Below are 16,050 nucleotides of genomic sequence, written 5' to 3'. Positions count from 1 at the left end.
GGGGCAGGGGCCGCTCAGGGGGAGGGTGCGGGCGGCTCGGGGCCGTCCTGGACCGGCGCTGCGGCACCGGCCTTGAGGGGCCGGACGCCCGCCCGCCACACGCCGCCCTCGCTGAAGTGGGCCCAGGCCCAGCGCAGCACGCTCAGCAGGGTCAGTGCCAGCCACAGCGCCCAGGCCAGCATCAGCAGCCGGTAGACCCACAGCGGCATGCTCAGCAGCTGCACGCTGCTGGACTGGCCGGCAAAGCGGTCGGCGTACCAGTGCAGCACATGGGCGTCGGAGTTGTGGCCGATCACCCGCAGGTCCGGATAGCCCAGCAGGCCCACGCTCAGCGCATTGAGCAGCACGACCAGCGCGAGCAGCGATCCCAGCACCAGCAGCAGCTGCAAGGCGTTGTGGGTGCGGCGCCCCAGGCGCGCCTGCCAGGCCGGGCGCTGGCGCAGCAGGAGCAGCCAGGCCACGAAGAAGGGCAGGCCCCACAGGCCGGTCGGTGCGAGGCCCAGGCCCAGCAGCACGGTGCCCGCGGGCGACAGGGGCAGGTCCGGCACGCGGCGCAGCAGGGCGGCCAGCAGGCCCAGCACCAGCAGCACGCCCCAGAAGTGCACGGCCGGCCCCATCAGCGGGCCCCGCATCCAGAGCGCGATGCGGTCCTGCGGCACGATCAGGGTGAGGGACTCGTTGACGCCGGCCGCGGGCAGGCCCAGCGTGCTGCTGCGAAAGAGCGGGCCCAGGCCGGCCGGCTCGCGCCAGCGCAGCTGGACTTCATGCGCGCCCGGCGCCAGGGGCAGCTGCACCTGGCCCGCCCTCTGCAGCAGGGGCAGCTCGCGGCCGTCCATGCTCAGGGCCAGCAGCTCCGCACCGGCCGGCAGCTGCAGGGGCTGGTCCCCGCCCAGGCTGCTGCGAAGGTGCAGCGTCACGGCGTAGTCCGTCATCTGGCGGCCGGGGGTGATGGTGGTGCTGAGCCGGTCCATGGTGAGGGTCTGCCCGGCTGCGCCTGCCGGACGCTGGACCTGCAGGCGCAGCTGCTCGCCCGGCCAGGGATGCCACTGGGGCTGCCACTGCCCCTCCTGGTGATGGCTGGTGGGAGCCAGGCCTTCGAACTGCACATGCCAGAGCGAGGCCGCGCTCAGCGACCAGGTCTCCACCTGCAGGGGGCGGTCCAGGGCCCTGAGCTGCAGGCCGGGCTGCACGGGCAGGCGGCTCAGCAGCTCCAGCGTTTCCTCGGCGCCCAGCTGGACCTCGGCCAGGCCGTCCACGACCTTGACGGCGGCATCGTCCAGGCTCTCCTGGGGCAGCAGGGCGAACTGGACGCGCACCGGCGTGCGGCTGGGCGTCAGGCGGCTGATGCGCGTGCGGACCTGCCAGCTGAGGTCCAGGTCCAGCTGCCGCTCGATGCGCACCAGGGGCGCGAGGTTGTCCCGCTGCGTGCCGCCGTCGGCGTCCTTGCTGCCCAGGCCAGTGGACCGGTTCAGGATCAGGGCGCCCTGGGGCAGCCCGCGGGCGTCCAGGCCGCCCAGCTGCCAGCCCTGCAGATCGCTCTGCAGCGCGCGCAGGGGCAGGGGCAGGGCGATGTCGACGCTGTCGGCAGTGCCCACCTCGCTCTCCAGCACCACCAGCTGGACCCCCGGCGAGGCCGCGAGCCACAGGGCGCCGGACTCGTCACGCCGCGTGCGCGCCGTGCGGCCGTCCACGCTGATGCGGACCGGGCGCCAGTGGCTGCCCTGGCCCGGCAGCGGCACCGCCACCTCGGCCTGGGCGTGGAGCTCCAGGCGCAGCTGCACCGCCGTGCCGCGCGCGCTGAGCCAGGCCCGCGCGTACTCTGCGCAGTGGGGCAGGCAGGCCGGCGCGGGATGCGTCTTCTGGCGCAGGGCCTCCAGCTGGGCCTCGCTGGGCCAGGGCAGGCCGGCGGTGGCCGCGGCCTCCGGACCGGGGCTCTGGGCCTGGGCAGGGGCCGGCAGCAGGCCGGTTCCGAGCAGGGCTGCCAGCATCAGGGCCGCAGGCGCCGAGGCGGGACGGCGCCAGCGCTGCCACAGCGTCGCTCGCCCGGGTGCGCCGGGTGGGGCGGCATCCTGGCCGCGGGCGCGCAGCAGCGCCAGCAAGGCCGCCACCAGCAGGACCACGCTCCCCAGGCGCAGGCCCAGGGCGGTCAGCCAGGGCGGGATCAGCCACAGCCGGAACGCCTGCTGGGGCTGGACGGGGCCTTCCCAGCTCAGCGTGACGCTGCGCCAGCCCCAGGAGGGCAGGCCCGGCCCGGTCTGCACCCGCAGGCCCGGGTCCTGCTGGCGCAGGCGCTCCTGGGACGAGGAGCCGTAGACCGCCTTGGCAGGCTCCGGCTTCGCCTCGCGCAGCCGGCCAGGGGGCGGCGCCATCTTCTCAATGGGCGGCATGAGTGCCGGCGCCGGCACTGCCTCGGCCACATCGACGGCGACTTCCCCCGGGGGCGGGTCCATGTCACGGCGGTCCATGGGCCGGCCCAGGTCTTCCAGCGCCGGATGCAGGCTCAGGCGCGCCTGCTGGACGGCAAAAGGCAGCAGCAGCAGGCCCAGCGCCAGGGCGCAGGCCAGGCGACCCAGCCGCAGGGCCCGATGCAGGCGGGGCGCCGCGGGCAGCTGCCGCTCCAGGGCCAGCAGGGCCAGCATCGCCAGCCACAGGGCCGGCGAGGGCGAGCCGGCCAGGTGCCAGCCCAGCAGCAGGCCCAGTCCCAGCAGCAGGCCCAGCCGCCAGTGCACCAGTCGCGTGGCGGCCGCCACGGCCAGCATCAGGAAGAACAGGTCCCACAGGGTCCAGGCCGAGACCCAGCTGCCCTGCACGCCGTCGACGCCCCCGGCATGCAGCAGCCGCCAGCCCGGCGGCAGCTGCAGATTCGTCTGCACGCTCTGGGCCGTCGTCGACCAGCCGCTGACGGGCAGTGTGCGCAGGGGACCCTCGATGCGGCTGTCGGCGCTGAGCCCGCCGCGCGGTCCGCTCTCGCTGTGGCGGATCTCCAGGCCCAGCGGGCCGCCGGGCGCCAGCCGCGTGATGGGCTGGTCCTGTGCGCTCACGCTGGCGCGGCCCAGCTGGCCGGGGGGCGTCATCTCCAGGCGGGTCGAGCGATTGAACTGCCCCAGCATGCGGTCCTGGACGGTGTAGCCCTGGCCGTCGAAATCCAGCCACAGCTTGCGCTGCACGCTGACCTTGTCGGCCGCTGCCTCGGCCATGCCGCGCTGGCTGACCTGCAGCTGCAGGGCCTCGCCCGGGCGCAGGCGGTAGGCCGGCAGCTGGCGCCATTCATCGGGCATCTCCAGCTGCTTGGGGTCGATGGCGGTAGCGCCCTGCACGCTGATCACGCGCAGCGCCGGGTGGCTCTGCACCAGCCAGGCTTCCTCCTCGCCGGCAATCCCTTCGGGCAGCTTCAGCTGGGTGAGGGGCTGCATGCGCCGGCTGGCGACTTCCAGGATCCACTGGCCCGGCCGTGCCTGGATGCGCAGGCTGCCGTCCGGCTGCAGCCGGGCGGGCAGGGGGCTGTTCAGCTCGCTGGCGGTCCACTCGGGCAGCACGGCATGGGGCAGGACCAGCTCGCGCGCCTTGCCGGCCACCAGCAGCTGGTAGCGCGTGCGCAGGCCCATGGGCACGCCGTCGTCCAGCAGGCGCACGGTCTTGATCTGCAGGCTTTCGGTGTGGCTGACCTGCTGGGGCGATCCGCGCAGCCAGAGCCGGCCGTCCTCGCCGACCCAGCGTTCCTGCACCTGGCCGTCCAGGCTGAACTGCAGGCTGGCCAGGCCCGGAGGCAGGGGCAGGTCCTGGGGCATGCGGGTCCAGGGGATGCGCCCCTCGATCACATGGTGGCCGGGTGCCAGCAGCACGGTGGGGGCCTCGTCGACCGCCACCAGGGCCAGGCTCCGGCCCTGGGCCTTGACGTCCTGCGGCCAGTGCGCCGGCTCACCCGGCAGCGTGACCCGGACGGGAGCCCCGAGCACATGGACCTCGTACTGGAAGCGCGCGCCCTGCGGATCGGCCTGCAGCTTCAGCAGGGCGGGCCACAGGCAGCTGGCCTCGCCCTGCTGGTCATGGGGCGGCGGGCAGCGCCGCTGGCCCTGGTCCTGCCAGGCCCAGGCCTGCCAGTCCTGGACGGGCCTGGGGAGCTCCTGCGTCTGCAGTCCCTGGGCGCCCGCGAACGGGGCCAGGCCCAGAGCACACCAGGCGGCCAGGCGGCCGAGCCATCTTCTGTTCTTGCCCATGTCATCCCTCTGTCGCGGCATCCCGGCCGCGAGATGGCGGCCACTGTGCCAGATGCCTGGCGCGCTGCGCTCAGGGCTTGCCAGTACCGTGCGCACCACGGGTCCTGCCTTGCCACGGGCACCGGGCCTGGGCGAGCTGCGCCCGGGCGAAGGGGGAGGGAGGGGGGAGTGCCGTTTCGGGCGGGGGCCTACGCCCTATGCTCGCGCTCCGACAAACACAGGAGGAGTGAGACACCATGAGCAGACACAAGACGTGGCGCAGGGCCCTGGCGATGGCCGGTATCGCCCTGGCGTGGGGCTTTGCGGCTTCGGCCCGGGCCGCTGAACCGGGCGTTTATGTGGCGCTGTCCGTCGGCAAGGCCGATGGCAGCGGGCCGGCCTACAAGGAGGGCGCCGACCCATCGCTGGGCCTGGCCGTGGGCTGGCGCGTCAGCGAGCAGCTGGCGGTGGAGGGCTTCACGCGCGAGCTGAGCTTCATCCGCTTTCCCGAGCTCTTCGGCCGCACGGACGCCTACCAGATCCCCGACCGGCACGTGGGCCTGGCCGTGGAAGGCACCCTGGCGCTGAGCGAGGGCTGGGGCGTGTTCGGTCGCGCGGGCATCGGCCGCACGAAGATGGTGGGCTCCACCACCGGCCGCCGCCTGGACACCGTGACCGATCCGACCCTGGGCGCCGGCCTGCGCTACGGCCTGGGCAGCGGCTGGGCCTTCAAGCTCGGTGCCGAGCGCTATGGCAAGAGCAAGGTCAACGCCTACTACCTGGCCCTGCAGTACCAGTTCTGAGGCCGGAAGGGCCCGGCCGCCATGCAAAAGGGGCTGCCACGGCAGCCCCTTGCTCCGGCAGGCGCGACGCGCTCAGCCGTCCAGGCGCTGCTGGAAGACCAGGCCGGCGTGCTCGCGCAGGGCGTGGAACTTGATCTTGGGCCAGTTGGCCTCGATGGCACGCAGCTCGGGTGCGTATTCCACCAGCACGGTGGGCGCATCGACGGCGTCGTAGGCCATGCGGAAGTCATTGGCGTTGATGAAGCGCTTGAGTTCGGCTTCATCGTCGCAGGTCACCCAGCGCGCCACCTGGAAGCGGCTGGGCGTGATGCGCGCCTTGACGCCGTACTCGTGCTCCAGGCGGTGGGCCACCACCTCGAACTGCAGCTGGCCCACGGCGCCCAGCAGCAGCACGCTGCCGGCCACGGGGCGGAAGACCTGGATCGCGCCTTCCTCGCCCAGCTGCTGCAGGCCGGCCTTGAGCTGCTTGGTCTTCAGCGGGTCGGCCACCTCCACGGAGCGGAACATTTCCGGCGCGAAGAAGGGCAGGCCGGTGAACTGCAGGGCCTCGCCCTCGGTGATGGTGTCGCCCAGCTGCAGCACGCCGTGGTTGGGGATGCCGATGATGTCGCCGGCGAAGGCCTCGTCCAGCAGCTCGCGGCGCTGCGAGAGGAAGCTCACCACGGTGTTGGGCCGCAGCTCCTTGCCCGAGCGCACGACCTTCAGCCGCATGCCGCGCTCGAAGTGGCCTGAGGCCACGCGCAGGAAGGCAATGCGGTCACGGTGGGCCGGGTCCATATTGGCCTGGATCTTGAACACCACGCCGCTGAACTTGGGTTCCTCGGGCTTGACCACGCGCTGCATGGCGCCGCGTTCGCCAGGGGCCGGGGCCAGCTCCACGAGCGCGTCCAGCACCTCCTGCACGCCGAAGTTGTTGACGGCGGAGCCGAAGAACATGGGCGTCTGCCTGCCGGTGAGGAACTGCTCCAGGTCGAAGGTCGGTGCGGCCTCGTTGACCAGCTCGATCTCGCCCTTGGCGTTGTCGTACTGCATGCCGAAGCGCTCGGCGTAGGCCGGGTTGTCCAGGCCAGCCAGCACTTCCTCGTCGCCCGCCACGCGGTCCTCGCCGGGGGCGAAGACGCGCATGCGCTCCTGGCGCAGGTCCATCACGCCATGGAACTGCTTGCCCATGCCCACGGGCCAGGTGAAGGGCACCACAGCCATGCCCAGCTCACGCTCGATCTCGTCCAGCAGGGCCAGCGGCTCCTGGACCTCGCGGTCCATCTTGTTGACGAAGGTGAGGATGGGCGTGTTGCGGGCGCGGCAGACCTGCAGCAGGCGGCGGGTCTGGGGCTCGACGCCGTTGGCCGCGTCGATGACCATCAGGGCCGCATCGACGGCCGTCAGCACGCGGTAGGTGTCTTCCGAGAAGTCCTGGTGGCCCGGGGTGTCCAGCAGGTTGATCACGCAGTCGCGGTATTCCATCTGCATGACCGAGGAGGCCACCGAGATGCCGCGCTGCTTTTCGATCTCCATCCAGTCCGAGGTCGCATGGCGGCTGGCCTTGCGCGCCTTCACCGAACCGGCGATCTGGATGGCGCCCGAGAACAGCAGCAGCTTTTCCGTCAGCGTGGTCTTGCCCGCGTCAGGGTGGGAAATGATGGCGAAGGTGCGGCGGCGGCGCACTTCCGTCTCGATGCGGGTGGACAGCTCGGTGGACATGGGTTCGGGAGTCCGTGCCCGCTGCGGACGACACCGCGCGCTGGCCAGACCTTTTTTGGGGAAGGCGCGGATTATCGCAGGGCAGGGCCCGGCTTCACTCGGGCGCCAGGCGCACCCAGGCCGGTGCCGCCAGCTCGGCGCTGAGGTGCAGGCGGGCCGCTTCCTGCAGGCGCAGCATCTCGCCGCTGTCCAGGAACAGATCCTCGGCGTGGCCTTCACGGCTGATCCACACCCGCCCCTGCAGGATGCGGAGCTCGCCGCCGGCTGGGCAGTCCAGGGCCTGGCTGTGGCCGCTGGCTGCCAGTACCAGCAGCTGGCTGGCCGGCAGGGGTTCCGGCACCGCGGCCGCCCTGGGCACAGGGCGCAGGGCGTGGGTGGATGAGCGCGAGGAGGGGGGCGGCAGGGTGGTGTCCATGCCTCCACTGTCGCGGCGCCCAGGCCCGGCCGCCAGACACAGGCCGCGGCGAAGGCCGGCAGGACAGTGGCGTGGTCGAGCCATCTGTATGGGTTGAGGGGCCGGGCATCTGTACTGCCTGCCCGCTTGCCGGCCAGTACACAATCCCGTGATGACTGCCGCAGCGCTGCCTGAACCTTCCGCCGCCGCCCGTCCGCAGGAGGGCGGCGCGCTGTACCTGCGCATCGCCCACACCCTGGCCGAGGCCATCCGCCAGGGCAGCCTGGCGCGCGGCCAGCGCCTGCCTTCGGTGCGGGAGACGGCCCGCCAGTACGGCGTGGCGCTCAGCACCGTGGTGCAGGCCTACCACTGGCTGGAGGATGCCCGCCTGGTCGTTGCCCGGCCGCGCTCGGGCTTCTTTGTCGCGGCCAGCCGCTCGACCCAGCTGCCCGAGCCCACGGTGGGTCGGGTGCCGCGGCGGGCGCAGCCGGTGCATGTGGACGTGCTGGGCCAGCGCCTGCTGGGGCTCCAGGACCGCCAGGCGCTGGTGAGCTTCAGCAGCGGCACCCCGGGGGCGGCCATGCTGGACGCCGATCGCGTGCGCCGCACGCTGGTGCGCGCCGTGCAGCGCCACCGCCATCTCCTGTGCGAATACCCGGGCCCCAACGGGCACGAGGTGGCGCGCCAGGCGCTGGCGCGCTATGCCCTGGGGCTGGGCTGCAGCCTGGATCCGGAGCGCATCACCCTGACCGCCGGCTGCATGGAAGCCATCAGCCTGTGCCTGCGTTCCGTGACGCAGCCGGGCGATGTGGTGGCCATCGAATCCCCCACGCACTACTCCTTCCTGGAGCTGCTGCAGAGCCTGCACCTCAAGGCCCTGGAGATCCCCACCCATCCGCGCCACGGCCTGTCACTGGACGCGCTGCAGCTGGCGCTGGACACCCAGCCGGTCAAGGCGGTGCTGGTGGTGCCCACGCTGAGCAATCCCCTGGGGAGCTGCATGCCCCTGGCCGAGCGCCGGCGGCTGGCGCAGATGGCCAGCCAGCACGATTTCGCCGTCATCGAGGATGCGGTCTACAACGACCTGGTCTTCAGCGACGAGCTGCGGCGCACGGTGAAGAGCTTCGACACCACCGGCCACGTCATGCTGTGCGACTCCTTCACCAAGACGGTGGCGCCAGGCCTGCGCCTGGGCTGGGTGGAAGCCGGCCGCTGGACCGCGCGCCTGCGCCAGCTCAACAACGTGCAGGGTGCCCAGACAGCGGTGATCGAGCTGGCCATGGCCGAGTTGCTCGCGCAGGCCGGCTATCTGGCGGGCATGCGCCAGCTGCGCAGCTGGGCGGCGGCCCGGCTGGAAGAGGCCCGCAGTCTGTTGGCCGAGCACTTCCCGCCCGGCACGCGGGTGAGCGACCCGCCCGGCGGCTTCCTGCTGTGGGTGGAGCTGCCGCGGGGCCTGGACGCGCAGGCGCTGTTCGAGGCCGCCCAGGCCGAGGGCATCCTGGTCGCGCCGGGGCGGCTGTTCAGTGCCCACGAGCGCTTCAAGAACTGCGTGCGCATCGGCGTCGGCGCCGACTGGACGGATCGCCACCCGCAGGCGCTGGCGCGGGTGGGACAGCTGGCCTGCGAGCTGCTGCGGCGGGCCTGAGCCGGCACCCCAAGGGGCAGCGAGGCGTCCCTGACCCTGGACGCTGCCGGCAAGCGCTGAAGCGGCAGGCGCCGCGCAGTGTCCGCTGCGACCGGCCGTGGGCATCGCCGGCCAGGGCCCCTGCGCAGGGTCAGGTCTTGCCATCGAAGGCCTGGGCAGCCCGCTACTTGATCGAGGCCGGCAGCTCGTAGCTGACCAGCGGCGACGAGAGATCGCGTGCATGCAGCTCGATGGCCGTCAGCTTCTTGCCCTTGGCATACAGGATGAACAGCCGGCCGCCATCCAGGAGTCGGGCATCCAGGAGCCGGTCTGCCTTGTCGGCAAGCAGGCGGTAGCCCTTGCCGTCCGGCGCCGACACCGCGATCTGCTGGGCGTCCGAGGCCGAGAGCCGCTCGTCGCCGCTGCTGTCGACGCTGACGGTGGCATGGACATAGGCGACGGCCTCCCGCGTCTTGCTCCCGTATTCACTGGAAGGCAGCGCTTCGGAACTGAGGATGACGCTGTCCATTGACGGGAGCAGCCAGTGGGCCGAGCGCCGGGATGGGTCGACATAGACATAGTTCGGCACGGAGCCGGCTTCCTAGGAGCCCGAGCCCAGCGCATAGGTCTGCGGCACGGTCAGGCGCGCGCGTAGCAGCGGACTGCCGTGGATGGGGCCGAAGGCACCGAGCTCCGCCCGGCTGTCCCGGACGTCGCCCAGCGCCGTGCGGGCTATGTCGTCCACATGGCGTGTCCGCGTTGCGTCCTTGAGCAGCAGATAGCCGGCGGCTGCCAGGAGGGCGGTCGCGAGGAGTCCGACCACGAGGATGATCAGGGCATTGACCCGCCAGAGCAGGGTGAAGACGCGTCGTGTCTGCATGGAACTCCCGGTGCGGGCGGGCGGCTCAAGCGTCCGGCCGCCATGCTCCAGCGCTGCGCCTGCGTGGCCGCCATGCCAGGACGAGCCGCGTGCGGTCAGAAGGCGCCGGGACGCGCAGGCTGCCTGCGCTCAGGCCCTGAACACCTCCAGCGAACGCTTGAGCGTTTCCGAGCGCTGCAGCAGGGCTTCCACCGCCGCGGTGGTCTGCTCGACCATGGCGGAGTTCTCCTGGGTCATGCGGTCCAGCGTGGTGACCGCGGTGTTGACCTCGGCAATGCCGCTGGACTGCTCGGTGGTGGCGCGCCGGATCTCGGCCATCATGGTGCCCACGCGGTCCACCTCGCCGACGGTGCGGCGGATGGTCTCGTTGGCCTCGTCCATCTCGCGGGCACTCTGCGCGACCTGCTCGACCGAGGCCTGGATCACCTGGCGCACCTCTTTGGCCGCGGTGGCGCTGCGCTGGGCCAGGGCGCGCACCTCGCTGGCGACCACCGCGAAGCCGCGGCCCGAATCGCCCGCGCGGGCGGCCTCCACGGCGGCATTGAGCGCCAGGATGTTGGTCTGGAAGGCGATGCCCTCGATGACCTGCACGATGTCCCCGATACGCCGGGACGAGGCCTCGATGGCCGTGAACGCGCTGTTGACGCGCCCCACGGCCTCCCCGCTGCGCTGGGCCGCGCCGGCGGCCGAGGTCGATTGCGCCGCCACCTGGCTGGCGGTGTCCGCCGTCTGGCGTACCGTGGTGGCGATCTGCTCCATGCTGGCCGCCGAGCGCTGCACGGCGCTGGCCTGGTGCTCGGTGCGGTCCGACAGGTCCTGCCCGGCCCGCGCCAGCTCGGCCGTGGTCTGCACGGTGCCCAGCACCTCTTCGCGGGCGTCGCCGATCACGGCGCGCAGATTGATCTGGATCTGGCTCAGCGCCCGGGTGATGGCGCTCACCGGATGCGGGTGCACGTTCTCCACCCGGTCGACCAGGTTGCAGCTGGCGATGCGGTTGGCGGCTTCCTCGGCATCGTCCAGGCGCTGCTGGATGTCGATCTGGAACCAGATGACCAGCCAAACGCTGCCCAGCAGGGCCGCGCTCACGGGCGCCCAGGCCCCCCAGCCGGGCAGCAGCCAGCTCGCGGCCGCGGCGCCCAGGCCGATGCCGCTCAGCCCCGCGACCAGACGCTGGGTGATGTTGAGCCGGTGCCAGCGGGCGGGGAGGTCACGCAGCCCGGTGCGCCGCACCCGGCCGGCATGCAGGCGGATGCGCTGGATGCCGCTGCGCTGCTGCTCGCGCAGGCGGGCATAGAGCTGCTCGGCGTCCTGGATCTCCTGGCGCGTCGGCGCCTCGCGCACCGACATATAGCCCACCGGCTTGCCGCGCTCCAGGATGGGCGTCACATTGGCGCGCACCCAGTAGTGGTCACCATTCTTGCGCCGGTTCTTGACGATGCCCGTCCAGGGGCGGCCGCGGCCGATGGTGGACCACATGTCCTTGAAGGCCTCCCCCGGCATGTCGGGATGGCGCACGAGGTTGTGCGGCTGGCCCATCAATTCCTGGTAGCTGTAGCCGCTGACGCTGCAGAAGGCGGCGTTGCAGTGGGTGATGCGGCCCTGGGCATCGGTGGTGGAGACGAGCAGCTCGTCCTGGAACAGGTGCTCTCGCTGGGTCACGGGTTCATTCAATCGCATCGGGGACCTCCATCGGCGCGAGGCCGTCCTGCTGCCGGGCCCACGATCCCGACCAATCGACAGCCTAGGGGGCACCCGGGGGGCGCCACTTGAGCTTGATCAAGTGCGGGCGGCGCGTGAAAGGCGGGGCCAGCACGCCGTCCACTTCTTGACGAATTGGTGAATGCACCGGCTCTGCAAACCCTCATTGATCCCGGCGCGCGCTCCCCGCACAGTCCGGCCCGCCGGCGCCGAGGACGCCTGCACCCATCCACGACAACAACGGAAGGCCTGGTTCCCATGAAATCCGTCTCTGCGACCGCGGTCGCCTGCGCGCGCAAACGTATGCGCAAACCTTTGCTCTCTCAAATCCGGGGCTCCGCCCTGTGGCCGGTGGCCCTCGCGGCCGCCCTGCTGAGTGCGTGCTCGGGCGAATCCCCGGGCGGCAGCACGCCGCTTCCGGCGAAGCAGGAGGAGGCCCAGGGCCTGGTCAATCCGGCCGCCAAGTTTCCGGATCACCACGAATTCGATGCCAGCCTCTACCTGCCGTACCGCACGGCCAACGGTCAGGCGGCACGCGAGCTGGCGGTGAACCTCAGCTACCCGGGCATGGCGCCCGGGCAGGTGTTTGCCTGGCAGATCGCCCTGGTGGACGAGCGCCAGCAGCAGCGCCGCGTGCTGGTCGGCGAGGCGGTCTGGGGCGGTCGGCCCCTGACGCTGGTGCAGGCCTGGGATGGGCTGGATGCCCAGGGTCAGGTCTTGCCTGAAGGTCGCTACGAGGCGCGGCTGACGGCCGTCGCGGTGCCTGGCGAGGTGGCGCAGGCTGCGCCGTCGAGTGGCGAGGCCCGCCGCACTGCGCTCTGGGCCCGGGCTCAGGGTCATGAGGTCCAGCAGCGCTGGGGCTTCCAGGTCGGGCGTCCGGCCGGCCCGCAGATGCCGGCCTTCGCGCCGCTGCGCACCGCACCGGAGGCGGGTGAGTCGCAGCGGGCACGCATCCAGTCGGTCGCGGCGACCGGCGCCTTGCCCTTCACCGTCTACTACGCCAATCTGCACAGCCAGACCAATGACTCCGACGGCGGCGGCGCGCTGGGCAACTGCACCTCGTCCCAGCCTGCACAGACCGGTGCCTACGGCCCGACCGATGCCTTTGCCTATGGCCGCAATGCGGGCCTGGACGTGCTGATGACCTCGGAGCACAACCACTACTTCGACGGCTCCTCCGGGACCAATACCTCTGCCAGCCCCGCCACCGCGCGCAGCCGCTACCAGGCCGGCCTCTCGGCCGCGAGCAGCTTCAATGCGGCCAATCCGGGCTTCCTGGCGCTGTACGGCATGGAGTGGGGCGTGATCAACAATGGCGGCCACCTCAACATCTTCAACAGCAACGAGCTCCTTGCCTGGGAATACAGCAGCAGCAACGAGCTCTTCGGCGACCGCTACGTTGCCAAGAGCGATTACGCCGCGCTGTACGGGGTGATGCGCAGCCAGGGCCTGATCGGCCAGTTCAACCATCCCGAGACCTCCGGCCAGTTCGCCATCAACGGCACGGCCCTGGCCTACAGCGCCGACGGCGACGAGGTCATGGTGCTGGCCGAGATCCTCAACACCTCGGCCTTTTCCAGCAACACCAGCGAGACCGAAACCGGCCGCAGCAGCTACGAGGATGCCTTCAACCTGCTGCTGGAGCGGGGCTTTCATGTCGCGCCGGCGAGCAACCAGGACAACCACTGCGCGAACTGGGGCAAGTCCTACACCAACCGCACCGGTGTGCTGATTCCCAACGGCACGACCCTGGGCCGCACGGCCTTGCTGGATGCGCTCAAGGCGCGCCGCGTGTTCGCCACCATGGACAAGAACTCGCAGCTGGTGCTGCAGGCCAACGGCCATCTGATGGGCGAACGCTTCAGCAACAGCGGACCGCTGCAGCTGAGCGTGGGCTTCGCCAACAGCGCGGGCCGCAGCGTGGCCAGCGTCCAGATCATCGAGGGCGTGCCCAGGCGCAACGGCACGGTCAGCACGCTGGCCAGCACCGCCACGGCCACCGTCACGCCAGCCGTGGGCGAGCACTTCTACTACGCCAAGGTCACGCAGGACGACGGCAAGATCCTGTGGTCCGCGCCCATCTGGGTCACCCAGACCTCCGGCGGTGGCACCGCGGACACCACGCCCCCGACGGCCAGCGCAGCGGTCAGCGGCACGGCGGGCATGCTCACGCTGTCCGCCACCGCGAGCGACAACGTGGGCGTGAGCCGGGTGGACTTCGTGGTGGACGGCAACCTCAAGGGCAGCGACACGAGCGCTCCCTACAGCCTGGCGCTGGACTCCACGACGCTCGGCAACGGCAGCCACACCTTGGTGGCGCGCGCCTATGACGCTGCCGGCAACGTCGGGGCTTCCTCCAGCGTGAGTTTCAGCGTCAGCAATGCCGGCGCCACGCTCAACGAGACCGAGTCCAACGGCACCATCGCCAGCGCCAACGTGGTGAGCGGCCAGACGACCCTCAGCGGCACCATGGGCAGCAGCAGCGACAAGGACTTCTTCAAGCTGAGCCTGGCCGCAGGCAAGAAGCTGCGCGTGGACATGGTCGGCCCCTCCACGACCGACTACGACCTCTACCTCGTCAACGGAAGCGGCACGACGCTGGTCGCCTCCGAGGGCAGCAGCAGCAGCGAGAGCGTGACCTACACGAACGGCAGCAGCGCGCAGACGGTCTACATCAAGGTGGTCTCCTACTCGGGCAGCAGCACCACGCAGCGCTACACGCTGACCTTGAGCTACCCCTGATCAGAGCCGCCGCAAGAACCCGCCTGCCGCCCTGGCAGGCGGGTTCTTGCGGCAGATCAGGGCGGCGGTCCGGACCGGGGCAGGGGGGGGGAAGACCCGTGGTGACGGGCTTACACGGCGATTACAGTCGCGGCCATTCCCCAATCCGGAAGCACCATGTCCCAATCCTCCCTCATCCAGCCCGACACCCGGCGCTGGGCCTGGCTGCCCCCCGTCGGCAGCTGGGGCTACTACACCCTGCTGGCCGCGGTCGGCATGTTCATCCTCGGACCCCTGGGTGGCGTCACGGCCGCCTTCATGAACTTCTCCATCGGCTTCTTCGTCGGCGGCCAGGTGCTGGCCGGCATCCTGGGCTCGGTGATCACCTATGGCTACGGGCCCGAGGGCCGCCACGGCGCCAACTACATCCAGACGACGGCCGCCTCCGTGGCCGGCATGATGGCCATGAGCACCCTGATCCAGGCCATGACCTGGATGGGCATGCCTCAGGTGCCCGACTGGCAGCTGGTGCTGTACATGCTGTGCATCAGCATGATGGCCGCGGGCATCGGCATGCTCTACACGCCCATCCTGGTCGAGCGCATGCAGCTGACCTTCCCCTCGGGTCTGGCGGTGGCCAACATCCTGCGCGCGCTGACGGACCCGGTGCTGCTGCGCCAGTCGGTGTCCCGCCTGTTCGGCGGACTGGGCGCTGGCCTGGTGGGGGGCATCGCGGCGGCCAAGGTGGTCTGGATGGGCACGATCGAGCTGTCCACCTCCACCTTTGGCGCCGGGCTGATCGTCGGCGCCCGCGTGGGCATTCCGGCCATCGTGGCCGGCCTGGTCTTCGAAGGCCTCTCGCCCTACTTCATCAGCATCGGCTGGTTGCACGAGGGCGAGCCCTTCCGCAAGATCGCCTTCCTGATTGCGCTGGGCATGATCCTGGGCGCGGCCGTCATCGACCTCTCGCTGATCTTCTACCGCGTCGTGCGCCGCCTGGCCCAGCCAGGCGAGCGCGTGGTGGTGCCGGACGAGCAGCGCACCGGCCCCCGCGCCAGCATGCCCCGCCTGCTCGCCTGGGTGGGCGTGTGGACCGTGGCCACGGTGATCTGCGGCGTGCAGTTCTTCCATGAGCCCCTGGGCTTCATGCTGCTGGCCGTGGCCCTGTGCTACCTCTTCGTCATCGTCTGCGGCATCTCCCTGGGGCTGACGGACTCCAACCCCATCTCCTCCTCCTTCGTGGTGACCGTGCTGGTGCTGGCCAGCCTGGGCCTGAAGGACCCGATGCTGGCGCTGATGGCGGCCATGGTGGTCTTCGTCTCGGCCAGCGTGGCTGGCGACATGCAGCAGGACCGCTCCACCGGCTGGCGCCTGGGCTCCAACCGGACCCTGCAGTTCCGCTTCCAGGTCGTGGGCCTGCTGCTGGGCGCGGTGATGGCGGTGGCCATCGCCAAGCTCTTCATGACGGCCTACCCGGTGCTGAACCTGGACCAGACCGTGATGAGCAAGGACCAGGCCCCGGCGCAGTGGACCTCGGCCATGACCTACAAGTTCGTCGGCGCCCTGCGCAGCCTGACCGACCCCAAGCCCTACCAGACCGACGCCATCCTGATCGGCATCGCCATCGGCCTGGTGACGGAGTTCCTGCGCAAGTGGATCAAGGCCAACGGCGCCTACCAGCGCTTCGCGGCCGGCTCGCGTCTGGGCTTCGGCACGGACTTCATGCTGGACGCGGTGGTCCTGCCCAGCCCCTATGCCTCGTCCTTCGGCGGCTTCGTGAACCTGGCCACCTCGGCCTGGTTCGCGGCGGGCGGCACGGTCTCCAGCGCGATCAATACCTTCGCGCCCAAGACCCCGCCCAAGCCGGGCGAGGAGGAGCTGCCGTCCGACATGAGCTCGACCTCCCTGGTCGGCGGCGGTCTGATTGCCGGCGATGCGCTCGCGGCCCTGGGCCTGGGCGTGGCGGGCCTGCTGGCCGTGCTCTGACGCACCGTCCCTCGCACCATGAACAAGAGGCCCCGCGGGGCCTCTTG

At 71.2% G+C, this 16,050-nt stretch carries 10 protein-coding genes; 4 read left to right on the top strand and 6 right to left on the bottom strand.

Going from position 1 to position 16,050, the window contains the following annotated elements; translation table 11 throughout:
• Positions 1–14: 14 nt before the first annotated feature.
• Positions 15–4,217, bottom strand: coding sequence for a hypothetical protein (locus ABDJ40_RS06885; RefSeq protein ID WP_347607967.1), 4,203 nt, complete (start codon positions 4,215–4,217; stop codon positions 15–17).
• A 236-nt stretch (positions 4,218–4,453) separates the two neighbouring features.
• Between ABDJ40_RS06885 and ABDJ40_RS06880 the strand changes: the two genes are divergently transcribed.
• Complete coding sequence (locus ABDJ40_RS06880) at positions 4,454–4,999, top strand: porin family protein (RefSeq protein WP_347607964.1); 546 nt, start codon at positions 4,454–4,456, stop codon at positions 4,997–4,999.
• A gap of 72 nt (positions 5,000–5,071) precedes the next feature.
• Here ABDJ40_RS06880 and ABDJ40_RS06875 read toward each other — a convergent pair whose 3' ends face one another.
• Positions 5,072–6,700 carry a peptide chain release factor 3 gene (locus tag ABDJ40_RS06875; RefSeq protein ID WP_347607961.1) on the bottom strand — a complete coding sequence of 543 codons (1,629 nt, stop codon included), beginning with the start codon at positions 6,698–6,700 and terminating at the stop codon, positions 5,072–5,074.
• A 94-nt stretch (positions 6,701–6,794) separates the two neighbouring features.
• On the bottom strand, positions 6,795–7,115 hold the full coding sequence (locus ABDJ40_RS06870; RefSeq protein ID WP_347607958.1) for a DUF2917 domain-containing protein: 321 nt from the start codon (positions 7,113–7,115) through the stop codon (positions 6,795–6,797).
• Positions 7,116–7,266: 151 nt separating this feature from the next.
• Here ABDJ40_RS06870 and ABDJ40_RS06865 point away from each other — a divergent pair, with 151 nt between their 5' ends.
• The gene (locus ABDJ40_RS06865) at positions 7,267–8,739 is read left to right on the top strand and encodes an aminotransferase-like domain-containing protein (RefSeq protein ID WP_347607955.1); all 1,473 of its coding nucleotides are present in this window, start codon (positions 7,267–7,269) and stop codon (positions 8,737–8,739) included.
• A 163-nt stretch (positions 8,740–8,902) separates the two neighbouring features.
• Here ABDJ40_RS06865 and ABDJ40_RS06860 read toward each other — a convergent pair whose 3' ends face one another.
• From ABDJ40_RS06860 to ABDJ40_RS06850, 3 genes are all read right to left on the bottom strand, one after another.
• Positions 8,903–9,307, bottom strand: a complete 405-nt coding sequence (locus tag ABDJ40_RS06860) for a hypothetical protein (protein WP_347607952.1) — start codon at positions 9,305–9,307, stop codon at positions 8,903–8,905.
• A gap of 12 nt (positions 9,308–9,319) precedes the next feature.
• Entirely contained in the window at positions 9,320–9,598 is a 279-nt protein-coding gene (locus ABDJ40_RS06855) for a hypothetical protein (protein ID WP_347607949.1), read from the bottom strand.
• A 129-nt stretch (positions 9,599–9,727) separates the two neighbouring features.
• The gene (locus ABDJ40_RS06850; RefSeq protein WP_347607946.1) at positions 9,728–11,275 is read right to left on the bottom strand and encodes a methyl-accepting chemotaxis protein; all 1,548 of its coding nucleotides are present in this window, start codon (positions 11,273–11,275) and stop codon (positions 9,728–9,730) included.
• Positions 11,276–11,599: 324 nt separating this feature from the next.
• Here ABDJ40_RS06850 and ABDJ40_RS06845 point away from each other — a divergent pair, with 324 nt between their 5' ends.
• Both ABDJ40_RS06845 and ABDJ40_RS06840 read left to right on the top strand, forming a co-directional pair.
• Positions 11,600–14,038: a CehA/McbA family metallohydrolase gene (locus ABDJ40_RS06845; RefSeq protein WP_347607943.1), complete on the top strand. Its 2,439-nt coding sequence runs from the start codon at positions 11,600–11,602 to the stop codon at positions 14,036–14,038.
• Positions 14,039–14,194: 156 nt separating this feature from the next.
• A complete protein-coding gene (locus tag ABDJ40_RS06840; protein ID WP_347607940.1) occupies positions 14,195–16,003 on the top strand; it encodes an OPT/YSL family transporter in 1,809 nt (602 codons plus the stop codon).
• The last annotated feature ends 47 nt before the right edge of the window (positions 16,004–16,050 follow it).

The organism is Roseateles flavus, from assembly GCF_039872765.1.
Lineage (GTDB): Bacteria > Pseudomonadota > Gammaproteobacteria > Burkholderiales > Burkholderiaceae_C > Roseateles_B > Roseateles_B flavus.
This window is presented reverse-complemented; position numbering and strand designations above follow the sequence as displayed.

Excerpts from the sequence above, each read along its gene's own strand:
- ABDJ40_RS06870 (WP_347607958.1), bottom strand. The coding sequence starts at position 7,115 with ATGGACACCACCCTGCCGCCCCCCTCCTCGCGCTCATCCACCCACGCC.
- ABDJ40_RS06865 (WP_347607955.1), top strand. The coding sequence starts at position 7,267 with ATGACTGCCGCAGCGCTGCCTGAACCTTCCGCCGCCGCCCGTCCGCAG.
- ABDJ40_RS06840 (WP_347607940.1), top strand. The coding sequence starts at position 14,195 with ATGTCCCAATCCTCCCTCATCCAGCCCGACACCCGGCGCTGGGCCTGG.
- ABDJ40_RS06855 (WP_347607949.1), bottom strand. The coding sequence starts at position 9,598 with ATGCAGACACGACGCGTCTTCACCCTGCTCTGGCGGGTCAATGCCCTG.
- ABDJ40_RS06845 (WP_347607943.1), top strand. The coding sequence starts at position 11,600 with ATGCGCAAACCTTTGCTCTCTCAAATCCGGGGCTCCGCCCTGTGGCCG.
- ABDJ40_RS06880 (WP_347607964.1), top strand. The coding sequence starts at position 4,454 with ATGAGCAGACACAAGACGTGGCGCAGGGCCCTGGCGATGGCCGGTATC.
- ABDJ40_RS06885 (WP_347607967.1), bottom strand. The coding sequence starts at position 4,217 with ATGGGCAAGAACAGAAGATGGCTCGGCCGCCTGGCCGCCTGGTGTGCT.
- ABDJ40_RS06850 (WP_347607946.1), bottom strand. The coding sequence starts at position 11,275 with ATGCGATTGAATGAACCCGTGACCCAGCGAGAGCACCTGTTCCAGGAC.
- ABDJ40_RS06875 (WP_347607961.1), bottom strand. The coding sequence starts at position 6,700 with ATGTCCACCGAGCTGTCCACCCGCATCGAGACGGAAGTGCGCCGCCGC.